This is a genomic window from Bradyrhizobium sp. HKCCYLRH3073, assembly GCF_051167995.1.
In the GTDB taxonomy this organism is placed as follows: Bacteria; Pseudomonadota; Alphaproteobacteria; order Rhizobiales; family Xanthobacteraceae; genus Bradyrhizobium.
In genome coordinates this window covers 329,965-351,030 of sequence record NZ_JBNPUD010000002.1, presented here as the reverse complement: position 1 = coordinate 351,030, position 21,066 = coordinate 329,965, and the positions used below count along the sequence as shown (strand labels likewise).

At 67.5% G+C, this 21,066-nt stretch carries 20 protein-coding genes; 12 read left to right on the top strand and 8 right to left on the bottom strand.

Going from position 1 to position 21,066, the window contains the following annotated elements; all coding sequences use genetic code 11:
- The first annotated feature begins 99 nt into the window (after positions 1 to 99).
- On the top strand, positions 100 to 666 hold the full coding sequence (locus ACQR1X_RS05525; RefSeq protein ID WP_434892727.1) for a hypothetical protein: 567 nt from the start codon (positions 100 to 102) through the stop codon (positions 664 to 666).
- A 60-nt stretch (positions 667 to 726) separates the two neighbouring features.
- Here ACQR1X_RS05525 and ACQR1X_RS05520 read toward each other — a convergent pair whose 3' ends face one another.
- Genes ACQR1X_RS05520 through ACQR1X_RS05505 form a run of 4 tightly spaced genes read right to left on the bottom strand, consistent with a single transcriptional unit; the run spans position 727 to position 6,619 of the window.
- Positions 727 to 3,894, bottom strand: coding sequence for an efflux RND transporter permease subunit (locus tag ACQR1X_RS05520; protein ID WP_434892728.1), 3,168 nt, complete (start codon positions 3,892 to 3,894; stop codon positions 727 to 729).
- Positions 3,887 to 4,873, bottom strand: coding sequence for a divalent metal ion exporter adaptor subunit IhpB (gene ihpB / locus ACQR1X_RS05515; RefSeq protein ID WP_434863992.1), 987 nt, complete (start codon positions 4,871 to 4,873; stop codon positions 3,887 to 3,889). The genes ACQR1X_RS05520 and ihpB overlap by 8 nt, the downstream gene beginning before the upstream one ends.
- A complete protein-coding gene (gene ihpA, locus ACQR1X_RS05510) occupies positions 4,870 to 6,138 on the bottom strand; it encodes a divalent metal ion exporter subunit IhpA (RefSeq protein WP_434892729.1) in 1,269 nt (422 codons plus the stop codon). Before ihpA ends, ihpB begins: the two co-directional genes overlap by 4 nt.
- Before the next feature lie 58 nt (positions 6,139 to 6,196).
- The gene (locus ACQR1X_RS05505; RefSeq protein ID WP_434892730.1) at positions 6,197 to 6,619 is read right to left on the bottom strand and encodes a hypothetical protein; all 423 of its coding nucleotides are present in this window, start codon (positions 6,617 to 6,619) and stop codon (positions 6,197 to 6,199) included.
- Between the two features lie 252 nt (positions 6,620 to 6,871).
- Here ACQR1X_RS05505 and ACQR1X_RS05500 point away from each other — a divergent pair, with 252 nt between their 5' ends.
- The 8 genes from ACQR1X_RS05500 to ACQR1X_RS05465 all read left to right on the top strand — a co-directional run bounded on the left by ACQR1X_RS05500 (position 6,872) and on the right by ACQR1X_RS05465 (position 13,986).
- Positions 6,872 to 8,347, top strand: coding sequence for an amidase (locus ACQR1X_RS05500; RefSeq protein ID WP_434898473.1), 1,476 nt, complete (start codon positions 6,872 to 6,874; stop codon positions 8,345 to 8,347).
- 194 nt (positions 8,348 to 8,541) lie between these two features.
- Positions 8,542 to 8,721: a DUF2256 domain-containing protein gene (locus ACQR1X_RS05495; RefSeq protein WP_316216693.1), complete on the top strand. Its 180-nt coding sequence runs from the start codon at positions 8,542 to 8,544 to the stop codon at positions 8,719 to 8,721.
- Positions 8,722 to 8,725: 4 nt separating this feature from the next.
- Entirely contained in the window at positions 8,726 to 9,178 is a 453-nt protein-coding gene (locus ACQR1X_RS05490; protein ID WP_434838521.1) for a DUF3429 domain-containing protein, read from the top strand.
- A gap of 65 nt (positions 9,179 to 9,243) precedes the next feature.
- Positions 9,244 to 9,993, top strand: a complete 750-nt coding sequence (locus ACQR1X_RS05485; protein WP_434898472.1) for an aspartate/glutamate racemase family protein — start codon at positions 9,244 to 9,246, stop codon at positions 9,991 to 9,993.
- A 149-nt stretch (positions 9,994 to 10,142) separates the two neighbouring features.
- The gene (locus ACQR1X_RS05480) at positions 10,143 to 11,228 is read left to right on the top strand and encodes an ABC transporter ATP-binding protein (RefSeq protein WP_316216696.1); all 1,086 of its coding nucleotides are present in this window, start codon (positions 10,143 to 10,145) and stop codon (positions 11,226 to 11,228) included.
- A gap of 25 nt (positions 11,229 to 11,253) precedes the next feature.
- Positions 11,254 to 12,300, top strand: a complete 1,047-nt coding sequence (locus tag ACQR1X_RS05475; protein WP_315805245.1) for an ABC transporter substrate-binding protein — start codon at positions 11,254 to 11,256, stop codon at positions 12,298 to 12,300.
- Between the two features lie 4 nt (positions 12,301 to 12,304).
- Entirely contained in the window at positions 12,305 to 13,174 is an 870-nt protein-coding gene (locus tag ACQR1X_RS05470; RefSeq protein ID WP_316182820.1) for an ABC transporter permease, read from the top strand.
- Complete coding sequence (locus tag ACQR1X_RS05465; protein WP_316216698.1) at positions 13,171 to 13,986, top strand: ABC transporter permease; 816 nt, start codon at positions 13,171 to 13,173, stop codon at positions 13,984 to 13,986. Before ACQR1X_RS05470 ends, ACQR1X_RS05465 begins: the two co-directional genes overlap by 4 nt.
- A 550-nt stretch (positions 13,987 to 14,536) precedes the next feature.
- Here ACQR1X_RS05465 and uraH (ACQR1X_RS05460) read toward each other — a convergent pair.
- Positions 14,537 to 14,878, bottom strand: coding sequence for a hydroxyisourate hydrolase (gene uraH / locus ACQR1X_RS05460; RefSeq protein WP_315805248.1), 342 nt, complete (start codon positions 14,876 to 14,878; stop codon positions 14,537 to 14,539).
- 80 nt (positions 14,879 to 14,958) lie between these two features.
- On the opposite strand from uraH (ACQR1X_RS05460), the gene ACQR1X_RS05455 reads away from it, so the two are divergent.
- Positions 14,959 to 16,323 carry an amidase gene (locus tag ACQR1X_RS05455; protein WP_434898471.1) on the top strand — a complete coding sequence of 455 codons (1,365 nt, stop codon included), beginning with the start codon at positions 14,959 to 14,961 and terminating at the stop codon, positions 16,321 to 16,323.
- Positions 16,324 to 16,541: 218 nt separating this feature from the next.
- On the opposite strand, the gene puuE is transcribed toward ACQR1X_RS05455, so the two are convergent.
- The 3 genes from puuE to ACQR1X_RS05440 all read right to left on the bottom strand — a co-directional run bounded on the left by puuE (position 16,542) and on the right by ACQR1X_RS05440 (position 19,317).
- Positions 16,542 to 17,966, bottom strand: coding sequence for an allantoinase PuuE (gene puuE, locus ACQR1X_RS05450; RefSeq protein ID WP_434898470.1), 1,425 nt, complete (start codon positions 17,964 to 17,966; stop codon positions 16,542 to 16,544).
- Positions 17,967 to 17,971: 5 nt separating this feature from the next.
- Entirely contained in the window at positions 17,972 to 18,328 is a 357-nt protein-coding gene (uraH, locus tag ACQR1X_RS05445) for a hydroxyisourate hydrolase (protein ID WP_315805251.1), read from the bottom strand.
- An 83-nt stretch (positions 18,329 to 18,411) separates the two neighbouring features.
- On the bottom strand, positions 18,412 to 19,317 hold the full coding sequence (locus ACQR1X_RS05440) for a LysR family transcriptional regulator (RefSeq protein WP_434898469.1): 906 nt from the start codon (positions 19,315 to 19,317) through the stop codon (positions 18,412 to 18,414).
- 138 nt (positions 19,318 to 19,455) lie between these two features.
- Here ACQR1X_RS05440 and ACQR1X_RS05435 point away from each other — a divergent pair, with 138 nt between their 5' ends.
- Positions 19,456 to 20,394: a ring-cleaving dioxygenase gene (locus tag ACQR1X_RS05435; protein ID WP_315805253.1), complete on the top strand. Its 939-nt coding sequence runs from the start codon at positions 19,456 to 19,458 to the stop codon at positions 20,392 to 20,394.
- A complete protein-coding gene (locus ACQR1X_RS05430) occupies positions 20,391 to 21,023 on the top strand; it encodes an alpha/beta hydrolase (protein WP_434898468.1) in 633 nt (210 codons plus the stop codon). Before ACQR1X_RS05435 ends, ACQR1X_RS05430 begins: the two co-directional genes overlap by 4 nt.
- The last annotated feature ends 43 nt before the right edge of the window (positions 21,024 to 21,066 follow it).

Sequence of the window (21,066 nt, the reverse complement as noted above, 5' to 3'; positions counted from 1 at the left end):
AAATGCATGGCTCACAGGGGATTCGGTCACTTTGAGGACATGTTTAGAGGTTGATTGGCGCGCGGCAGGGGGATTTCACAGTGTACAGGAGTCCTCCAAATGTACCGCGTTGTTATTGTCGTCGCCGCATTACTGGCTCTCTCCGTTCAAGCCGAGGCGCGTCCTCGTCACCATCATCATCACTACTCGTACCGTCACCATCACTCCGTCATGAACGCCATGGCCTCGATCCCCGGCGAGGGCCGCGTTGTCGGTGGCCGGCCGTCGGGATGCCCGCATGCCTTCTGTGGCTGCGAAGCGTCGCTCTACACGTTCGGCCGGGTCATTCCCGAGTTGAATCTCGCATCCAACTGGCGTCGCTTTCCACGCGCGGCTCCCGCACCGGGCATGGCGGCGGTCCGCTCCGGCCACGTCATGATCCTGCAGCAGCAGGTCGCGGGCAACATCTGGTATGTGCACGACGGCAATTCCGGCGGTCACGTCACCCGCGAGCATCCGCGCTCGATTGCCGGCTACACGATCGTGAACCCGACGGGCGGTTCCACGATGTTCGGCGCAGCGGCGCGTGTCACGCGCGAAGCCCGTGCGCCGAGATATCAGCGGCTCGCCCGCAACGCGCGGCCGGACGGCTGGATGGCCAGCGCGGCGCCGATGGCGTTCAACTAGGTTCGACGCCAGCGCGCGCGGCATGCAGCGACGAAGTCGCGAGCTGCATGCCGCTTCCGCCTACACGCTCCGCGCCTCGCGTCTGAACAGCACGTACAGCGCCGGCAGCACCAGCAGCGTCAGCACCGTCGACGAGATGATGCCGCCGATCACGACAGTGGCGAGCGGGCGCTGGACCTCGGCGCCGGCGCCGGTCGCGATCGCCATCGGCACGAAGCCGAGCGAGGCGACGAGCGCCGTCATCAGCACCGGCCGCAATCGCGCCAGCGCGCCCTCCTCCACCGCGGCCCGCACCGAGCGTCCCTCCCGGCGTAGCCGTTCGATGAAGGCGATGATGACCAGGCCGTTGAGCACGGCGACGCCGGACAGCGCGATGAAGCCGACGCCGGCCGAGATCGACAGCGGCAGGCCGCGCAGCAGCAGCGCGGCGATGCCGCCGGTCAGCGCCAATGGCACGCCGGAGAACACCAGCGCGGCGTCGGCAAACGAGCCCATGCTCATGAACAGCAGCAGGAACACCAGCGCCAGCGCGATCGGCACCACGATCGTGAGACGCTTGGTCGCCGACACCAGTTGCTCGAACTGGCCGCCCCAGCCGATCCAATAGCCCGGCGGCAGCTTGACCTTCTCGGCGACCGCGGCCTGCGCGTCGGTCACGAACGAGCCGAGGTCGCGGGCGCGAACATTGGCTGACACGACGATCCGCCGCTTGCCGTTCTCGCGGCTGACCTGGTTCGGCCCCGGCGCCGAGGCGACCGCGGCCACCGACGACAGCGGCACGTAGCGCGGCTGTGCCGCCGAGGAGAAGGCGGTGCGCAGCGGCGCGACATTCGCCTCCTCACCCGCCGGCAGCGGAATCGGGATCGCGCGGATCGCATCGAGATTGCCGCGGAGACGCTCGGGGAGCCTGACGACGATGTCGAAGCGGCGGTCGCCGTCGAACAGCTTCCCAGCAGCCTTGCCGCCGATCGCGATCTCCACCACGCTCTGCACCTCAGCAACGCTGAGGCCGTAGCGCGACAACGCCTGGCGGTCGATCCTGACCGTCAGGATCGGCAGCCCCGCGACCTGCTCGGTCTTGACGTCGGTGGCGCCATTGACGCCACGGATCGCGGCTTCGACCTGGCGAGCCGCCCCCTGCAGGATGTCGAGGTCGTCGCCGAAGATCTTGATGCCGACGTCGCTGCGCACGCCGGAGATCAGCTCGTTGAAGCGCAACTGGATCGGCTGCGAGATCTCGTAGTTGCTGCCTGGGATCTCGTCGGCCGCCGCCTCGATCTCGGCGACGAGCTGCGCCTTCGGCTTCGCAGGGTCGGGCCACTCCTCGCGCGGCTTCAGCATGATGTAACCGTCACCCTGCGACGGCGCCATCGGATCGGTCGCCACCTCCGCCGTGCCGATGCGGGTGAAGACGTCCTTCACTTCGGGTATCAGCCGCAGCCGCGCCTCCAGCGCCTTCTGCAGATCGACCGAGAGGGTCAGGCTCGTTCCGGGGATGCGCAACGCCGCGAGCGCGACGTCGCCCTCGTCGAGGCTCGGGATGAACTCGCCACCCATGCGCGTCGCGGCAAAGCCGGTCGCCGCGACGATCATCACGGCGACCGCCGCGACCATCAGGCGGTGCGCGATCACGCCGCGCAGCAGCGGCGCGTAGATCCGCCGCGCGCCGCGCATGACGAGATTCTCCTGTTCGGAGACTTTGCCGGTGACGAAGATCGCGATCGCAGCCGGCACGAAGGTGATGGAAAACAGCACGGCGGCGGCGAGCGCCATCAGCACCGTCAGCGCCATCGGCGTGAACATCTTGCCCTCGACGCCGGTCAGGGTCAGCACTGGCAGATAGACCACGGCGATGATGCCGGTGCCGAACAGGCTCGGGCCGATCACCTCGCGCGCGCCGCTGACGATGGCCTGCAACCGCTCGGCGGTCGTGAGCAGTCCGCCCTTGCGATGCTGCGCCTGGGCCAGCAGCCGCAGGCAGTTCTCGACGATGATGACGGCGCCATCGACGATGATGCCGAAATCGATCGCGCCAAGACTCATCAGGTTGGCGCTGACCTTGCTCTCGACCATGCCGGTGATGGTCATCGCCATCGACAGCGGGATGATGCAGGCGGTGACCAGCGCGGCCCGGATGTTGCCGAGCAGCAGGAACAGCACGACGACGACCAGCGCGGCGCCTTCGAGCAGGTTCTTCTCCACGGTGCGGATCGTCGCTTCGACCAGATGGGTGCGGTCGTAGAGCGTGCGCGTGACCACGCCTTCGGGCAGCGATTTGGCGATGTCGTCAAGCCGGGCCGCGACGCGACGCGCCACGGCGCGGCTGTTCTCGCCGATCAGGAGCATCGCCGTGCCCAGGATCGTCTCCTCGCCGTTGAGCGTCGCGGCGCCCGTGCGCAGGTCGCGCCCTTCGCTGACCTCGGCGACGTCGCCGATGCGCACCGGCGTGCCGCCGCGGGCGCCGATCACGATGTCCTTGAGCTCGGCGGCGCTGCCGACCTGGCCCGGCGCACGCACCAGATATTGCTCGCCATTGCGCTCGATATAGCCGGCGCCGACATTGGCGTTGTTGGACGCCAGCGCGGCGATGACGTCGCGGAAGCTGATCTTGTAGGCCATTAGGCGGCCGGGATCGGGCAGCACGTGGAACTGGCGCTCGAAGCCGCCGATGGTGTTGACCTCGATCACGCCCGGCACGCCGCGCAGCTGTGGCCGGATGATCCAGTCCTGAATGGTGCGCAGATCGGTCGGCGAGTAGTCCGCGCCGTCGGGCGTCTTGGCGCCGGGCCTGGCTTCGACCGCATACATGAAGATCTCGCCGAGCCCGGTCGAGAGCGGTCCCATCGCCACCTCGACGCCCGGCGGCAGTTGATCCTTGATCTGCTGGATGCGCTCGTTGACGAGTTGGCGGGCGAAATAGATGTCGGTGCCGTCCTGGAACACGACGGTGACCTGGCTCAGCCCATAGCGCGACAGCGATCGGGTGTAGTCCAACTTCGGCAGGCCGCCCATCGCGGTCTCGACCGGGAAGGTGATGCGCTGCTCGGTCTCGAGCGGCGAGTAGCCGGGCGCCTTGGTGTTGATCTGCACCTGCACGTTGGTGATATCTGGCACGGCGTCGATCGGCAGCCGGGTGAAATTCCAGGCGCCGAAGCCGGCCGCAGCGAGCGCGACGAGCAGCACCAGCCAACGCTGGCGCACGGCGAAGGCGAGGATCTCGTCAATCATGCTCGGCCTCCCCCTTGCCCATCTCCGCCTTCACCACAAAGCTGTTCTCGGCGACGTAGTGTTCGCCGGCAGAGAGACCGTCACGGATTTCGACATAGGTCGGATCCGATTCGCCGAGCGCGACGGGACGCGCCTCGATCTTGTCGCCCTCCTCGCGCACGAACACGACGGTCTTGTTCTCCAGGGTCTGGATCGCGCTGGCGCGGACCGCCACGGCGACGCTGCGCTTGGCCAGAACCAGCCGCGCAGTGACGAACAGGCCCGGACGCAGCCGGCCGTCGGGATTGGCCAGCACGACGCGGGCGAGCGCGGTCTGCGTTTCGCTGGCGCCGACCGGCGCGATGTAGGAGACGTGGCCGCGGATCGCGCCGCGGCCGTCATCGGGGTCGATCAGCACCTCGTCGTCGAGGCGGACGCGCCGGAGATCCTGGCGGTAGATCGACAGGTCGACCCAGATCGTCGAGAGATCGGCGACCACGAAGGCCGGCTTCTGCTCGGAGGCGTATTCGCCGAGCGAGATCTGGCGGTCGATGATGGTGCCGCCGATCGGCGCCTTGAGATCATACGCCGTCAGGCTCTGATTGCTCTCGATCGCGGCGAGCAGCTCGTCCTTGGCGACGGTGTCGCCGATGCGCTTCTTGATGGCACGGACGATGCCGGGAAAGCGCGGCGTCACCTGCACCAATGCTTCCTGGTTGGCGCGCAGCACGCCGTTGAACGATAGCGTATCCGACAAGGTCGCGGGTCCGGCTTCGGCGAGCGCGACGCCGGCCGCGGCGAGCTTCACGTCGCTGATGCGGATGCGGTCGGCGCCATGTTCGTCCTGCTCGACATGATCCTTCGGCGCCGCCTTCTCGGCATGATCGGCATGGCCGACCGTTGCGTCGGCATGCGGCTCCGCCTCGCCCAGCAGGCGCGATGCGCCGGCGCCGGCCGCGGCGGCGAGGACGGCAATCAGGATGACGGTGAATGGTCTCATCGCGCGGTCTCCCGTGCCAGGGTGAAGGGACGGCCGACCAGGCCTTCGATCGTCGCCACGGCGACATGGATGTTCTGCAGCGCCTCCTGCTCGCGCAGCCGCGCCTGCGCCACGCTCGCCTGCGCGTCCAGCACTTCGAGCAAAGAGAAGCGGCCGGCGCTGTAGCCCTGCGCGATCTCGTCGGCGGCCTCCTGCGCCTTCGGGATCGCGATCTCGCGCAACACCGACAATTCCCGCAGCGAGCCTTGCAGCGAATCGTAGGCGCGGCCGGCGATCACCAGCAGCGCGTTGCGGTTGGCCTTGCGCTCGGCTTCGGTCTTGGCGAGGCTTTCCTGCGCCGAGAGGATGTTGCCCTGGTTCTGGTCGAACACCGGGATCGGCACGGAGACGCTGAGCCTGACGGCATCATCCTGGGTGTCGTTGAAGTGCCGCCATCCGGCACCGATGCGGACGTCGGGATAGGGCTTGAGCCGGGCCAGCAGCAGCTCGGCATTGCGCTGGGCGTAGACCGCGGTCCAGCGGACGAGCTGCGGATTGGCATCGACGGCCGCGATCACGGTTTGGAACGCCGGCGGCTGGCCGGTCGCATCGAAACGGCCGGTGACGGCCGGGAGCTTCGCCGAGCTGTCGCCGATCAGCACGGCGAGCTCGCGGCGCGCGCTCGACAGCGTCGCCTTGACGCGCTCGCGATCGGCTCGCACCAGCGCCGAGGCAACCTCGGCGCGGCCGGTCTCCGCCGGCGACGACGCGCCGGCCTCGACGCGACGGCGCAGCAGCGGCGTCAGGCGATCGAGCGCTGCGACCTGATCGTCGAGGATCTGGATGCGCCGCTGCGTGGCGAGCACCGTCACGAAGGCGATCGCCGTCTCCGACAGCACTTCCAGCCGCACCGCCTGGCGCTGGATCTCGGCGACCCGTACGCCGGCCTGGCCGGCGGCGATGCGCGCGTCGCGCTTGCCGAACCATTCGAACGCCTGGCTGATCTGCAACGTGGTCTCGGCCGACCGCGTGCCGCGATATTGACCCGAGCCGAATGAATTGTCCTGCTCATAGGACAGCTCGGGATTGAGCAGCGCGCCCGCCTGCAGCCGCTGGCCGGAGGCGATGCCGATGTCGCGGTCGGCGGCGGACAGCCGTGGATTGGCGGCGAGCGCGCGCGACAGCGCCGCGCGGAGGGTCAGCGTCTGCGCCGCGGACGCGTGCACGGACAGAACGAGCAGGGCCGCGGCGCCGATGGCGCGCGCAGCCATCCCGGGGAATGGCATGAGATGAACCTGTCTGGACGGGCAAGGATGGACGGCGTCGGCCGTCCGGCACGTTGCGTCAGCTCAGGTGTCTTGGCGGCGGAGACTCGGACTCGGGAAGGATGCCTGCACTGAGCAGGGGAACGGCCCAGCCGGTCGCGGCCACGACCTCGGCCGGGACGGCGGCAAACTGCGGCTGCGGCACGGCCACCGAGAAGCAGCCATGGCAATGATGGTCGGCGACGCCGCGCTGATCGGTGTGGCCCGCCCGGTCGAGCAGCGACGCGATCTCCGGCTTGCCGGCGAAGGGATGGGCGACGTCGATGTCACAGGCGCCGTGCAGCGCGCCGGCGAGAACATAGGCGAGCATCAGGCAGGCAGCCACGATCCGGCGCAGCATGCGCGGACGGCTCGTGATGTCTCGTTTGCCAATGCTGCGCACCGCACCCCCTGTTCGGCCAGCGGATAGCACGCGGCCGGCGCGGTTGTCGATCAGCAACAATGTAACAACCGGAACCGCTCACAGCGCGCATGGTGCTGTGAGCGGCCGAAGCAGCGCCCGAGTGCCGATTTCCGGAACGGGCTTGGCTCCACGCGATCACCGGTAAGCCGTGGCGCATGAGCGCGCCGTATTGGCGGCATGCAGCGTGCTTGATTGACTCGCCGCCTTCGCAAACTAAGGTTCGCGTCGCGGAACATGCAAGGCGCGAACTCATCGAACACGCGATGCGCCGCGCGAAAGATCGGAAGACAGATGACGTTGGCGATGAGCTGGGACGAGTGGGCCCGGCATGATGGCATGGCGCTGGCGGCGCGCGTTCGCAATGGCGAACTGACGGCGGCGGAGCTGGCGCGGCAGGCGGCTGAAGGCATTGCCAAGGTCGATCCCGCGCTGTCGGGCGTGGTCGAGGTCTTTGCCGACGCCGTCGAAGATCCCATCAAGGCGGGCGCCAATGCCGACGGCGCCTTCGCCGGCCTGCCGTTCCTGATGAAGGATCTCGGACCGACCATGGCCGGGCGGCTGCAGGAGCAGGGCTCGCTCTACATGCGCGGCAACCGCCCCGCCGCCGATACGCATCTCACGGGGAAGATGCGCAAGGCCGGCCTCAACCTGATGGGGCGCACCACGACGCCGGAGTTCGGCGTCTGCAGCTCGGCGGAGAACCCGGCCGTCTATGTCACGCGCAATCCCTGGAACACGGACTACACGACCTGCGGCTCCTCGGCCGGCAGCGCGGCGATGGTCGCCGCCGGCGTCGTGCCGATCGCGCATGCGACCGATGGCGGCGGCTCGATCCGGATTCCCGCCGGCGTCAACGGCAATATCGGCCTGAAGGTCTCGCGCGGCGTGTTCTCGATCGCGCCGCATCTGTCGGATCTCTCCGGGCTTGTCTCGATCCAGGGCTGCCAGTCGCGCAGCGTGCGCGACACCGCGGCGTTCGTCGACCATTGCCGCGGCGGCGCGCCGGGCGAGTTCATGCCGTACTGGACCACGCCGGAGCCGTATGTCGAGCTGATCAAGCGCGATCCCGGCAAGCTCAGGATCGCGCTGTCGCATCAATGGGGCGACTACCGCGCCACGCCGCACATCGCTTCAGAGCTGGCGGGTGTCGGCAAGTTCCTCGAGGGCCTCGGCCACCACGTCGGCTACGCGCTGCCGGACGTCGATTATCGCGCCGCGTTCGCCGCGCAGACGACCTGCTACATCTCCAACTTCGCGATCGTCATCAACAACCTGCTCGCGTCGCGCAAGCTCGAGCGGCCGCCGGCCGAGCTGATCGAGCCGATCAACATCCGCATCTGGGAAGCGGGTCGCGATACGAGCTTTGCCGAGCGCGCGGCGATGCAGGCGGTGTTCAACACGACGTCGCGTGCCTTCGGTGCCTTCTTCGAGGATTGGGACATCATCCTCACTCCGATCACGGCCCTGCCGACGCCGAAGATCGGCACCACCGAATATCTGACCATCAGCGACAATCCGTCCGTGCTCGACTGGTTCGAGAACCTGTGGCGCAACTTCGCCTTCACGCCGCTCGCCAATCTCTGCGGCATCCCCGCAATCTCGCTGCCGCTCGCGACCAACGAGCACGGCCTGCCGCTCGGCATCCAGGCGATCGGCAAGCAGGCCGACGACGGCCTGCTGCTGCAGCTCGCAGCCCAGATCGAGCGCGCGATCGACGGCAAGTGGAACGGCGGTGCGACACCCGCCGTGCATGTGACCAAAGCCTGAGCCGCGACCACGGGCCACTGATCCGTCGTTGCCCGTCGATCGTTGCCCAGCGTGGATGGTGCCGGCCGGAGCCGGCGCCGCGCACTGGTCGGCGAGGACGAACATGATGGGCGAACGGATCGCGACGCGCTCCGGCAAGGCAGCAGCGGATGCGGCCCTGCCCCGGCGCGGCACGCCGGTCCCGTGGTGACGCCATGCCGAAGATGCGGCGCAAGGCCGACTTGCCGACCAGGATATGCGCTGCGTGCGGCCGCCCGTTCGCGTGGCGGCGCAAATGGGCACGCGACTGGGACGAGGTGAAATACTGTTCGGACCGCTGCCGATCCGACCGCGGCCGGACCTCCACTGCGGTCGCCAAGTGCCGAGAAGGCTAGCATCATGATGTCCGGCGTCCCCGCTCCGATACGCATTCTCGGCCTCGCCGGGCTGATTCCGTTCGCGGGCCTCGCGGTGTTGGCGATCGCAGGTGACGATCCGATCCGGCAGGCCGCGCTGCGCGCGCAGATCGGCTATGGCGCGGTCATCGTGAGCTTTCTCGGCGCGATCCATTGGGGCATCGCCGTGCAGACGCCGGTCCTGGCAGGCTGGCCGCGCATGAGCTGGGGGGTGACACCGTCTTTGCTCGGCTGGGTCGCGCTGCTGCTGCCGCCGCTGCCCGCTTTGGTGCTGCTCACAGTCGCGCTGCTGACGGCGCAGGTCTCCGATGAGTACAGCTTCGGCGGCGACCACCCGCGCGCCTGGTTCCTGAAGCTGCGGCGGCTGCTCAGCATCGGTGCGATCCTCTCTCTGCTTGCCACGCTGATAGGCATCGTGGTCGAAGGCGCGCCCTGACGGCCACCGTTCTAGACAACGCAGCAATCCCTCGGGCAAGCTCGCATATCCACTCGCGAGGCGCCATGAACATCCTGCTGCTCAATCCCAACATCCGCACCGATATCACCGAGCTGATGCTGCAGGTCGGCCGCGAGGCCGCCGCGCCGGGCACGACGCTGATCCCCTGCACCGCGCCGCGCGGCGTGCCCTATATCGCCACGCGTGCCGAGGCGCAGATCGGCGGCGCCGTCGCACTGGAGATGCTGGCGGAACGCAACGGCACGTTCGATGCCGCGATCATCGCCGCGTTCGGCGATCCCGGCCTGTTCGCGGCGCGCGAGCTGTTCGACGTGCCGGTGATCGGGCTTGCGGAAGCGGCGATGCTGACGGCCTGCATGGCCGGTCGGCGCTTTGCCATCGTCACTTTCGCGCAGGCGCTCGGCCCCTGGTACGAGGAGTGCGTGCGCATGCACGGGCTGATGGAGCGCTGCGCCGGCATCCGCATGCTCGACGGCAGCTTCAAGCAGATCTCCGACGTGCAGCACGAGAAGGAAGAGCTGCTGGTCGAGTTGGCGCTGCGCGCGGTCGAGGAGAACGACGCCGACGTGCTGATCTTTGCCGGCGCGCCGCTGTCGGGCCTTGCCGCGCGCGTCGCACATCGCATTCCGGTGCCGGTGGTCGACCAGGTGATCGCGGCGGTGAAGCAGGCCGAGGCACTGCTCGCCTTGAAGATGCGCAAAGCCACCGCCGGCACCTTCCGCCGCCCCGCCGCGAAGCCGACGACGGGCTTGCCCGAGGCGCTGGCCGCGCGGCTGGAGCATCGCGACGGGTAGTTGGGCCGAGCCAATCTTGTTAGCTGGCGCTCGGGGCGAAACTCGTCCTACTCCCCTACCCCCACTTCCACTTCTGTACACAAGCCGCCGCCGCTGCCTGAAAAGGCGGCACGCTTCTTGCTTTTTCAAACGAATAGAGCAGGAAGCCCATGGCCAGCGTATCGGACGCCAAGTCGCTCGTTCTGGATCGGATCACGCACCGCTTCGCCAGCGGAACGATCGCCGTCTCCGACATCAATCTCGACGTGAAAGGCGGCGAGATCATTGCCCTGCTCGGGCCCTCGGGCTGCGGCAAGACCACGCTTTTGCGCATCATCGCCGGCTTCATCGGCCAGAGCGAGGGACGTGTCATCATCGGCAACGACGTCGTCGACGCGCTGCCGCCCAATCGCCGCGCGGTCGGCATCGTGTTCCAGAACTACGCGCTGTTTCCGCATCTTTCGATCACCGAGAATGTCGGCTACGGCCTCGCCGCGCGCGGCGTCGACAAGGCGACGCGCAACAAGGAGGCGCAGCGGCTGCTCGACATGGTGCAGCTCGGCCCGTTCGGCGAGCGGCTGCCGCGACAATTGTCCGGCGGCCAGCAGCAGCGCGTGGCGCTGGCGCGCGCGCTCGCGATCAAGCCGTCGATCCTGCTGCTCGATGAGCCGTTCGCCGCGCTCGACAAGAATCTGCGGCTGGACATGCAGATCGAGGTCAAGCGGCTGCAGCGCATGGCCGGCACGACCACGCTGATCGTGACCCACGACCAGGAGGAGGCGCTGTCGATGGCCGATCGCGTCGCGGTGCTCAGCCATGGCCATCTCGAACAGTTCGGCACACCGTCCGAGATCTACGACCAGCCGCAGACGCTGTTCGTGAACAGCTTCGTCGGCACCGCGAACAAGATGAAGGGCGTGGTCGTGACGGCCGATGCTAACGGCGTCAAGGTCGCGCTGGAGGCCGGCGGCGAGATCATCGCCCGAGCGCCGCAGCCGGTCCGTGCCTCCGACAAGGTCACCGTCTGCCTGCGTCCCGAGCATCTCACCTTCGTCGGCGATGACTCCGGCTTTGCCGGCGAGATCGGCATGGCGCTGCCGCTCGGCGCCACGGTGGTCCATGAGATCAAGGCGCGCGACGGATCGAGCATCAAGATTTCGCAGGCCCGCACCGGCGGCACGCCTTTGCGCGAGGCCGGCACGCCGGTGCGCGTCGCGCCGCTCGCGCCGGGCCTCGCCACCGTCTTCCCCCAATGAACCAACCGACACATCGGAGTGAAACATGATGCTTGACCGCCGCCGGCTCCTGACCAGCGCGTTGACGCTGGGAGCCATGCACGCCTTCCCCGGTCTCAGCCTCGCGCAGGCGCGACCGCTGGTGTTCGCGACCTTCACCGGAAGCTGGGAAGAAGCACATAAAGCCGTGCTCGTCCCTGCCTTCCGCAAGGCCAACGCTGATGCCGCGATCGTGCTCGATCCGATGCTGTCGGTCGACCAGATCGCCAAGGTCAACGCCGCCAAGGCCAATCCGCCGATCGACGTCATGCTGCACGATCCCGGTCCGGCGCTGGTCGCGATCGGACAGGATCTCGTCGAGCCCTACCCGGCCGACAAGAGCACCTATTTCAAGGACCTGATTCCCGAAGCGCAGGACGCCATGGGCCCGGCGCCGTTCTTCCAGGTCGTCGGCCTCACCTACAATCCCGAGACGGTGAAGACGCCGCCGACGTCGTGGGCCGATCTGTGGAAGCCCGAATTCAAGGGCAAGGTCGGCATCACCAATCTGAACTCCACGCTCGGCACCGGCTGGCTGGTCGAGATCGCGCGCATGCGCGGCGGCTCGGAGGCCAATGTCGATGAGGGCTTCAAGGCGCTGGAGGAGCTGAAGCCGAACCTCGCCGCCGTCGCCGCCAATCCGGGCGCGCTGGCGACCCTGTTCCAGCAGGGCCAGATCGACATCTCGCCCGGCAATTTCAACGCCATCCAGATCCTGAAGGCCCGGGGCGTGCCGGTCGAGTTCGTGGCGCCGAAGGAAGGCGCCATCGCCTTCAAGACCACCATCCACATCGTCAAGAACTCGCCGAACAAGGAGCTCGCCTTCAAGCTGATCGAGGCGGCGCTGTCGCCGGAGGTGCAGACGGCGCTGATGAACCCGCCCTATCTGATCGTGCCGACCAACACCAAGGTCGCGATGACCGGCGAGATCGCCAAGGTGCTGGCCAAGGACACCGCGGAGCTGAAGAAGAAGTTCGTGTTCCAGGACTGGAAGAAGATCAACGAGCAGCGCGCGTCCTGGATCGAGAAGTTCAACCGCGACATCAAGATCTGACGCGATGAAGAGCGCGACGGCAGCGCCTGGAGACGTGACCAGCTTCAGCCTGGGGCTTGCGCTGCCCCTGAGCCTGGCATTCGCCATCTTCTTCGTGCTGCCGCTGGCGCAACTTCTTTTTCTCTCGCTGCACAACGACACCGCGGCGACGGTGTGGGGGCTCGGCCAGTACATCAAGTTCCTGACCGACCCCTTCAGCCTCGCCGTGCTCGGCTCGACCTTGCTGCTCGGCGCCGAGGTGACGCTCGCCTGCCTCGTGCTCGGCTATCCCATCGCCTGGCTGTACCAGCGCTCCGGCAGCCGGGTGCAGACGCTCATCATCATGATCGTGCTGCTGCCGCTGCTCACCAGCGTCGTGGTCAGGACCTTCGCCTGGATCGTCATTCTGGGACGGCAGGGCATCATCAACTCCGTTCTGCAATCACTCGGGTTGATCGGCACGCCGCTGCGCATGATCTACACGCAAGGCGGGCTCATCGCCGCGCTTGCGCAGGTGCAGATGCCGCTGATGGTGCTGCCCCTGATCACGGCGATCGGCCGCATCGATCCCAACCTCTCCGACGCCTCGGCCTCGCTCGGCGCCGGCAGCTGGCGCACCTTCTTCAAGGTGATGCTGCCGCTGTCGATGCCCGGCATCATCGCCGGCTGCACATTGACCTATGCTGCGGCGATCACCGCCTTCATCACCCAGTCGCTGGTTGGCGGCGGCCAGATGCTGTTCATGCCGATGTATCTGTACCAGCAGGCTTCGACCCTGCAGAACTGGCCGTTCGCGGCGGCGATCTCGATCATCTTCCTGTTCGCGGTGCTCGCCATCGTCGCGCTGTTCTCGATGCTCGGGCGGCGTGCCCGCGGCTATGGAGAGGCGCGATGAGCAGGCGGCGAAAAAACTGGGAAGCGCTGAGCTTCCAGATCGTGATGACGGTCATTGCCATCATGGCGCTGATCCTGATCGTCTCGCCGTCGCTGGTCGTGGTCATCGTCTCCTTCACGTCCGGCTTCTCGCTGAAATTCCCGCCGCCCGGTTATTCGACGCGCTGGTACGTCGAATTGTGGAACGCCTGGCAACTGCAATTCGCCGCGCGCAACAGCGTCGTCGTCGCGCTGTGGTCGACGGGGCTCTCGATCGTGCTCGGGGTCGCCGCGGCGCTGGCGATCTCGCGCTCCAAGACGCTGACCGCAAAGCTCCTGGACTCCTTGTTCATGTCGCCGCTGGTGCTGCCCGCGCTCGCCTTCGGGCTTGCGGCGCTGATGTTCTTCTCGCTGGTCGGCCTGCCGGTGTCGCTGCTGACACTCGTCATCGGCCACACCATCGTCTGCGTGCCCTACGTCGTCCGCAACACCGTCGCCGCCCTGGCCCAGCTCGAGCCGACCTTGCTGGAAAGCTCGGCGATCCTCGGTGCCAGCAGGCTCTACACGTTCCGCCGCATCGTGCTGCCGCTGATCCGCCCCGGCATCATCTCCGGCGCGTTCATCGCCTTCATGTCGTCGTTCGACAACGTGCCGGTGTCGCTGTTCCTGCGCGATGCCGCCACCGACATGCTGCCGATCCGGATGTGGCAGGACCTCGAAGGCAAGCTCGACGTCACCATCGCTGCACTGTCGAGCGTGCTGATCATCGCCACGATCGCGCTGATGGCGATCATGGAGAGGACGACGGGACTGTCGAAGCGGCTGACGGGTTAGTGGCGCGAGGTCGGGGGCCTCATGGATCGAGACGCGCCGCGAGGCGGCGCTCCTTACCATGAGGGTCAAGCGGCGGAGCGGCCGCTGCACACAGGACCATGAACATGCTGTCAGCGTGTTCATGGAGAGCAACCTCATGGAGAAGCGAGAAACCGATCGACCTTGCCGCGGGCGGGACGGCCGTGACTGCGCCCTCGCCCCTTATGGGAGAGGGCATTTACAATAGCGCAACGATCTCGGTCGGGTGAGGGGTCTGTCTCAACGAGTTGCGCTCGCGGAGAGGACCCCTCACCCGACCGAGCCTGAGGATCAGCCGGCGATGCCCTCTCCCACAAGGGGCGAGGGCACTGCATCGCGCAGCGATGCGGAGGTTGCATCAAAAGACCAGAGATCGGGAAGCGAGAAGAGAGTCCGGCGCCGAAGCTGGAGCTACACGTGAACTATGAGCCGTGTGTTCGTGGAGAGGGTGAATATCTCGCCGCGAAATCAGCCCTCATCCTGAGGAGCCCGCCGCAGGCGGGCGTCTCGAAGGACGGCCGCGCGCGACGCACTAGGCCCCACGAAAGATCGAATAGCCCCAGGGCGTGAATTTCAGCGGCAGGTGAAAATGCTCCTCGACCTTGTCGATCGCGAAGCGAAACGGCACAGTGGTGAGGAATTTCGTTTGAGCGTTTGCCCCGAAGAACTCGCCGACATGGAACAGCACCTCATACTCGCCGGCCGTGACGCCCTCGCCCTTGACGACTGGCGCCTGCAGCGTGCCGTCGGCGCCGAGCTGTCCCTCCGCGAGCAAGGTGCGATCCGGCGTCAGGCGCCAAATCGCGACGCGCAGGCCACGCGCGGGGCGCCCGTTCGCCACGTCAACCGCATGAACCGAGATCCCGCCGGCCATCACCCACCTCATCCTGTCTTTGCTGCGATGATAGACGCGAAATCGGTCGTCGCGCCAGCCACGCAATGGACTGAGACATCATGTCCGTGACGGCATCCCAGATCGCATGCGCTGTCCTGGAACGGCAGGCGTCGGCCAGAGAGACGGCCGAGCAGGCGCTTGCGCGCATTGCCGCGGCGCGCGACCTCAACGCCGTCGTCACGATCGATCCCGAACGTACGTACGCTGAGGCCGATGCCGTCGACGCGCGTGTTGCAGTCGGAGAGCAGCTCCCGCTGGCTGGCGTGCCGATCGTGGTCAAGGACAACATCTGGGTCGAGGGTTGGCGCATCACGCAGGGCTCGGGGCTGTTCACCGATTTCATTGCGCCAGAGGATGCGATCGCCATCGCGCGGGTGCGGCGCGCTGGCGCCGTCATTGTCGGCATCGGCGCGACCTCCGAATTCGCTTGCAAGGGCGTGACGACCTCGCTCCTGTACGGGCCGACCCGCCATCCGCTGGATCAGCAGCTCACGCCCGGCGGCTCGTCCGGCGGGCCGGCTGCGGCGGTGGCGGCCGGGCTCGTGCCGCTCGCGATCGGCACCGATGCCGGCGGCTCGAGCCGCCGGCCGCCGGCCCATGTCGGCGTGGTCGGATTCAAGCCGTCCTACGGCGCGATCCCCTATGGGCCTGGCTTTGCCGAGCCGTTCTGGCGCATCTCGGTGATCGCGCCTATCGCCGCCGATGTCGCCGATGCCAGGCTTGCGTTCGAGGTCATGGCCGGTGCCGATCCGCGCGATCCCGATGCGTTCGATGTGGCCGCAGCCGATCAGGAGAAGCCGCTTCGCGTGACATTCTCGCCGCGGCTCGGCTTGGATGTCGCCGTCGATCACGAGGTGAGTGCCGGCTTGCAGCAGGCCGTCGCCCGGCTCCGCGCCAGTGGCATGACAATCGAGGACAAGAATCCGATCTGGCCGGCAGGGCTTGCCGAAGATGCGGTGATGCCGCTGCAGCACGCCGGGCTGGCCGCACTCTACGGCGAAGGCTTTCGCAGCGATCCCACGCAGTTCGACCCGGACATCGCCAAACAGATCGAGCGCGGCCTCGGCCTGAGCGGCGCAGACGTGGCGCGCGCGATGGAAGCGAGCACGCAGATCGCGCGCGCGTTTGCGGCGTTCTTCACCGAGGTCGACGTGCTGCTCGCGCCGACCGTGCCCTGCGTCGCCTGGCCGTTCACGCAGCTCGGCCCAGCGGAGATTGGTGGCAAACCCGCCATGCCGCGGGCGCACGCGGTGTTCACGCCTTACGCCAACCACGCCGGCGTGCCGGCGATCTCGATTCCGTGCGGGACCAATTCGCAGGGCCTGCCCTTCGGCCTGCAACTGATCGCCGCACGCGGGCGCGATCGGATGCTGCTGGACGTGGCGGCGCGGGCGGAGAGAGTGTTGCTTGGTTCGTTTGAATGAGCTCACGGCGGTCTTAACCTCGCCCCGCTTGCGGGGAGAGGTCGGATTGCATCGCCAGATGCAATCCGGGTGAGGGGGTACAGGTCCAACAACGAACACCACTCGTGCGGCTGCCCCTCACCCCAACCCTCTCCCCGTAAGAACGGGGAGAGGGAGCCCACCGGCTGCGAGGCGCGCGCACCGAACCAACTAACACGCGACGACACCAGCCCGCCTGCTCACCCCTGCTCGAACTTCTTCGCCAATCTCGCCCGCGTGATGTGGCCGATCTGGTCGATCGCGTTGGCGATCTCGGTATCCATATCGTTGCCGATGCGGCGTTCCATCTCGGCGATGACCGAGGGACGGTCGGCGTGCAGCGCCAGAGCGACGATCAGCGGAATGCCGAACTTGTCGCGATAGCGGCGGTTGATGTCGGCGACGCGCTCGAACTCGGCGCGCGACAGCGCGGTGAATCCGAGCCGACCCTGCTCGCCGATCGAGTCGTTCGTCATCTCACCCGCCAGCGCCTCGCGGCCGGCGAGCTCCGGATGGGCGCGGATCAGCTTCAGCTTCTCGTCGCGGCTCATGGCGCGGACGACGTTCATGAGCGTCGTATGCAGCGCATCCGCGGCGTCGTCGAAGGCGGACAGGCCGGCACGATAGGCGCGGTCGGCAATCTCCGGGGAGTGCTCGAAGATGTCGCCATAGCGCTCGACGAACAGCACGCGCGACATCTGCGACGGCCGCCATGCGCCAGCCGGCGGATGCGTCCGGATCCAGTGCCGGGCGATGTCCAGCCGGGTCGCGACCCAGACCTTGTCATGACCCGTGATGTAGTCGAGGAAGCGCGCCAGCGCGGCCGCGCGCCCGGGGCGGCCGACCAGCCGGCAGTGCAGTCCGACCGACATCATGCGCGGGCTCTCCGCGCCCTCTGCGTAGAGCGTATCAAAACTGTCCTTCAGATAGGCGAAGAACTGGTCGCCGGAGTTGAAGCCCTGCGGGGTGGCGAAGCGCATGTCGTTGGCATCGAGCGTATAGGGCACGATCAGTTGCGGGCCGTGCGGCCCCGCGATCCAGTACGGCAATTCGTCGGCATAGGAATCGGCGCTGTAGACGAAGCCCTGCTGGTTGAGGACGATGTCGAGCGTGCGCTCCGACGTGCGGCCCTGGTAGAAGCCGAGCGGCCGCTCGCCCGTCAGCTCGGCATGGAGGCGGATCGCCTGCTCGATATCGGCGCGCTCGTCGGCTTCGGGGACATCGCGGTAGTCGATCCATTTCAGGCCGTGGGAGGCAATCTCCCAGCCGGCCTCCTTCATCGCCGCCACGGCATCTGGATTGCGGGCCATCGCGGTGGCGATGGCGAACACCGTGACCGGCAGCTTGCGGGCGGTGAACATCCGCCACAGCCGCCAGAAGCCGGCGCGCGAGCCGAACTCGTAGATCGACTCCATGTTCATGTGGCGCTGGCCCGGCCACGGCTGGGCGCCCACGATCTCGGACAGGAAGGCTTCGGAGGCAGCGTCACCGTGGAGGATGTTGTTCTCGCCGCCCTCCTCGTAGTTGATCACGAACTGCACCGCGATGCGGGCATCGCCGGGCCAGCGCGGATGCGGCGGCGTGCGGCCGTAGCCGACCATGTCGCGCGGATATTCGGCACTCATTTGTCTCAGCTCCCGCGATAGGTCTGGTAGCTCCAGGGCGTCGCCAGCAGCGGCACATGGTAGTGCGCGCCGGCATCGGCGACGGAGAAGCGGAGCGGGATCAGGTCGAGAAACAGCGGGTCGCCCAAGGCGAGGCCATGGGTCTTGAAATAAGCTCCCATATGGAAGGTCAGCATGTAGGTGCCGGTGGCGAAGTCATCGTCCGCCAGCATCGGCTGATCGGTCCGCCCGTCCGCATTGCTCCGCACCTGCTTGACGCGGCGCCAGGAGCCGTCCGGTTCGAGGACATCGAGATCGATCGCGACGCCGGCCGCGGGCTTGCCCCTGACCGTGTCCAGAATATGCGTGCTCAGCCGCCCCATGCATCGTTTCCTCTCTGCTGCCGGCTCGGAACCCTATCAGCGCCCGGTTAAAGGTTCGAGGCGATTTGCCGTTCAGTTGCAGCCTATGGGCTGGTCACGTCGCGCTCCCTGCCGAACCGCTCGACCAGGAAGTCGATGAACAGCCGCACCTTGACCGAGAGGTGCCGCGTCGGCGGATAGATCGCATAGAGCGCGAGCGGCGGCGCGGCGTAGTCGGCGAGGATCGCGGTCAGCGCCCCGCTCTCGAGCGCGTCCGCCGCGATGAAGCGCGGGATCAGCGCAACGCCCTGCCCCTTGATGGCGACATCGCGCAGCACCTCGGCATTGTTGACGCACAACGACCATGCCGGCTGGATCCAGTGGTCGCCGTCGCTGCCGGTGAGCTTCCACTGATTGCCGGTCAGCAGGAAGCCGTAGGTCAGCGCGGTGTGGCGGCGGAGCTCCTCCGGGCTCTCTGGCGTGCCGTGCCGCGCCAGATAGGCCGGCGCGGCGCAGATGACGCGCTCGACCGGCATGATCCGCCGCGCCACCAGGCTCGACGATTCCAGCTCGGCGATCCGCAAGGTCACGTCGAACCCATCCTGCACCGGATCGAGCAGGTCGTCGCTGAGCACGATCTGCAACTGCAGCTCGGGATAGCGGGCCATGAAATCGGCCACGACCGGCCCGAGCCGCATGGTGCCGAACGACATCGGCGCATTGACGCGCAACAGCCCACGCGGCGCGGCCTGCGACTGGCTGACGGCCTGATCGGCGGCGTCGAGCTCGGCGAGGATCGAGACTGCGCGCTCGAAATAGCGCTGGCCGGTCTCGGTCGGGCTGGCATGGCGCGTGGTGCGGACGATCAGCTGCACGCCGAGGCTCTGCTCGAGCTCGCCGATATATTTCGAGATCGCCGAGCGCGACAGCCGCAACTGCCGGCCGGCTTCGGCGAAGCTGCCGCTCTCGACCACCTTCACGAAGGCCCGCAGGCTGCTCAGCTTGTCCATAGGGTCTCCGGGCCGTCATTGTCGCCAAATCGTAGACAGAGACGTCACAAGAGCACGGATTGTCTCCAAATCAAAGCGGACCAATATGGCGTCCAGGAATTCAAGCGGCCCTTTTGGGCCTACCGACAGGAGATTCACATGCCCGGACTTCACCACGTCACCGCCATCGCCGGCGACCCGATCCGCAATTTCGGCTTCTACACCCGCGACCTCGGGCTGCGCTTCGTCAAGAAGACGGTCAATTTCGACGATCCCGGCACCTATCACTTCTATTACGGCGACGAGACCGGCCGCCCCGGCACCATCCTGACCTTCTTCCCCTGGGCCGGCGTGCGGCCGGGCCGTCGCGGCGTCGGCGAGACCCACCAGACCGCGTTCCGCGTGCCGCAGCGCTCGCTCGGCTACTGGACGCAGCGCCTGACCGAGAAGGGCATCGCCTATGAGGCTCTGGAGAAGCGTTTCGGCGAGTCGGTGCTGCCGTTCACCGATCCCGACGGCATGGCGCTCGCGCTGGTCGGCATCCCCGGCGCGGAGAACGAGCCCGGCTACAGCAACGGCGACATCCCGGCCGAGCACGCCATCCGCGGCTTCCACGGCGTCACGCTGCTGCTCGACTCCGCCGAGAAGACCGCAGCCGTGCTGACCGACGTGTTCGGCTTTGCCGAGACGGGCCGCGAAGGCTCGGTGATCCGGTTCAAGGCGCCGGGCGATGCGCAAGGCAGCGTGGTCGACATCTACGAGGCCAAGGGCTTTCTACGCGGCGCGCAGGGCGCGGGCTCCGTCCACCACATCGCCTTCCGCGCCGCCGACGACGCCGAACAGGGCGTGATGGCGCAGCGGCTGGTCGATCGCCACGGCCTGCATCCGACCGAGCAGAAGGACCGCAACTACTTCCGCTCGATCTACTTCCGCGAGCCGGGCGGCGTGCTGTTCGAGATCGCGACCGACATCCCGGGCTTCGCGGTCGACGAGCCGGTCGCCGAGCTCGGACAAAACCTGAAGCTGCCCGCTTTCCTCGAATCGCATCGCAAGCAGATCGAGGGCGTGCTGCCCAACCTCGAGGAGGCCGCATCATGACCGCCACATTGTCCTTCACCCACCGCTTCCAGCCCGCAAGCGCGGCCGGCGCAGCGCCGCTGCTGCTCCTGCACGGCACCGGCGGCGACGAGAACGATCTCTTGCCGCTCGGCGCCACGCTCTCGCCCGGCGCGGCTCTCCTCTCGCCACGCGGGCAGGTGCTTGAGCACGGCATGCCGCGCTTCTTCCGCCGCCTGGCGGAAGGTGTATTCGACGAGGACGACGTCCGCCGCCGCGCGCGGGAGCTCGGCGCCTTCGTCGGCGAGGCGCGTCGGCATTATGGGATCGGAGCGCCGGTCGCGGTCGGCTACTCCAACGGCGCCAACATCGCCGCAGCGCTGCTGCTGTTGCAGCCGGAGACGCTGGCGGGCGCGGTGCTGTTCCGAGCCATGGTGCCGCTGAGCCAGCCACCGGCGGTCAAGCTGACGCGTCAGCCGGTGCTGATGCTGTCGGGGCTCGCCGATCCGATCGTGCCCGCCAGCAATGCGACAAAGCTGTGCACTGAGCTCACCGAGGCCGGCGCGGACGTGACTCACACGACGCTGCCGGCGGGGCACCAGCTGTCGCAGGCGGACATCGCGCTGGCGCGCGACTGGCTCGCCGGACTGCCGCACGCGATTGCCGCCTGAAGATGCTTGCGGCTCCGGCCGCTCCTGACCAAGAATATCGTCT

Bases quoted from the DNA above. Each gene is read 5' to 3' on its own strand.
- uraH (WP_315805251.1), bottom strand. From the start codon at position 18,328: ATGGGGCGGCTGAGCACGCATATTCTGGACACGGTCAGGGGCAAGCCC.
- ACQR1X_RS05480 (WP_316216696.1), top strand. From the start codon at position 10,143: ATGGCCAGCGTATCGGACGCCAAGTCGCTCGTTCTGGATCGGATCACG.
- ACQR1X_RS05490 (WP_434838521.1), top strand. From the start codon at position 8,726: ATGATGTCCGGCGTCCCCGCTCCGATACGCATTCTCGGCCTCGCCGGG.
- ihpB (WP_434863992.1), bottom strand. From the start codon at position 4,873: ATGAGACCATTCACCGTCATCCTGATTGCCGTCCTCGCCGCCGCGGCC.
- ACQR1X_RS05455 (WP_434898471.1), top strand. From the start codon at position 14,959: ATGTCCGTGACGGCATCCCAGATCGCATGCGCTGTCCTGGAACGGCAG.
- ACQR1X_RS05440 (WP_434898469.1), bottom strand. From the start codon at position 19,317: ATGGACAAGCTGAGCAGCCTGCGGGCCTTCGTGAAGGTGGTCGAGAGC.
- ACQR1X_RS05465 (WP_316216698.1), top strand. From the start codon at position 13,171: ATGAGCAGGCGGCGAAAAAACTGGGAAGCGCTGAGCTTCCAGATCGTG.
- ACQR1X_RS05495 (WP_316216693.1), top strand. From the start codon at position 8,542: ATGCCGAAGATGCGGCGCAAGGCCGACTTGCCGACCAGGATATGCGCT.
- ACQR1X_RS05435 (WP_315805253.1), top strand. From the start codon at position 19,456: ATGCCCGGACTTCACCACGTCACCGCCATCGCCGGCGACCCGATCCGC.
- ACQR1X_RS05500 (WP_434898473.1), top strand. From the start codon at position 6,872: ATGACGTTGGCGATGAGCTGGGACGAGTGGGCCCGGCATGATGGCATG.
- uraH (WP_315805248.1), bottom strand. From the start codon at position 14,878: ATGGCCGGCGGGATCTCGGTTCATGCGGTTGACGTGGCGAACGGGCGC.
- puuE (WP_434898470.1), bottom strand. From the start codon at position 17,966: ATGAGTGCCGAATATCCGCGCGACATGGTCGGCTACGGCCGCACGCCG.
- ihpA (WP_434892729.1), bottom strand. From the start codon at position 6,138: ATGCCATTCCCCGGGATGGCTGCGCGCGCCATCGGCGCCGCGGCCCTG.
- ACQR1X_RS05485 (WP_434898472.1), top strand. From the start codon at position 9,244: ATGAACATCCTGCTGCTCAATCCCAACATCCGCACCGATATCACCGAG.
- ACQR1X_RS05430 (WP_434898468.1), top strand. From the start codon at position 20,391: ATGACCGCCACATTGTCCTTCACCCACCGCTTCCAGCCCGCAAGCGCG.
- ACQR1X_RS05470 (WP_316182820.1), top strand. From the start codon at position 12,305: ATGAAGAGCGCGACGGCAGCGCCTGGAGACGTGACCAGCTTCAGCCTG.
- ACQR1X_RS05525 (WP_434892727.1), top strand. From the start codon at position 100: ATGTACCGCGTTGTTATTGTCGTCGCCGCATTACTGGCTCTCTCCGTT.
- ACQR1X_RS05475 (WP_315805245.1), top strand. From the start codon at position 11,254: ATGATGCTTGACCGCCGCCGGCTCCTGACCAGCGCGTTGACGCTGGGA.
- ACQR1X_RS05520 (WP_434892728.1), bottom strand. From the start codon at position 3,894: ATGATTGACGAGATCCTCGCCTTCGCCGTGCGCCAGCGTTGGCTGGTG.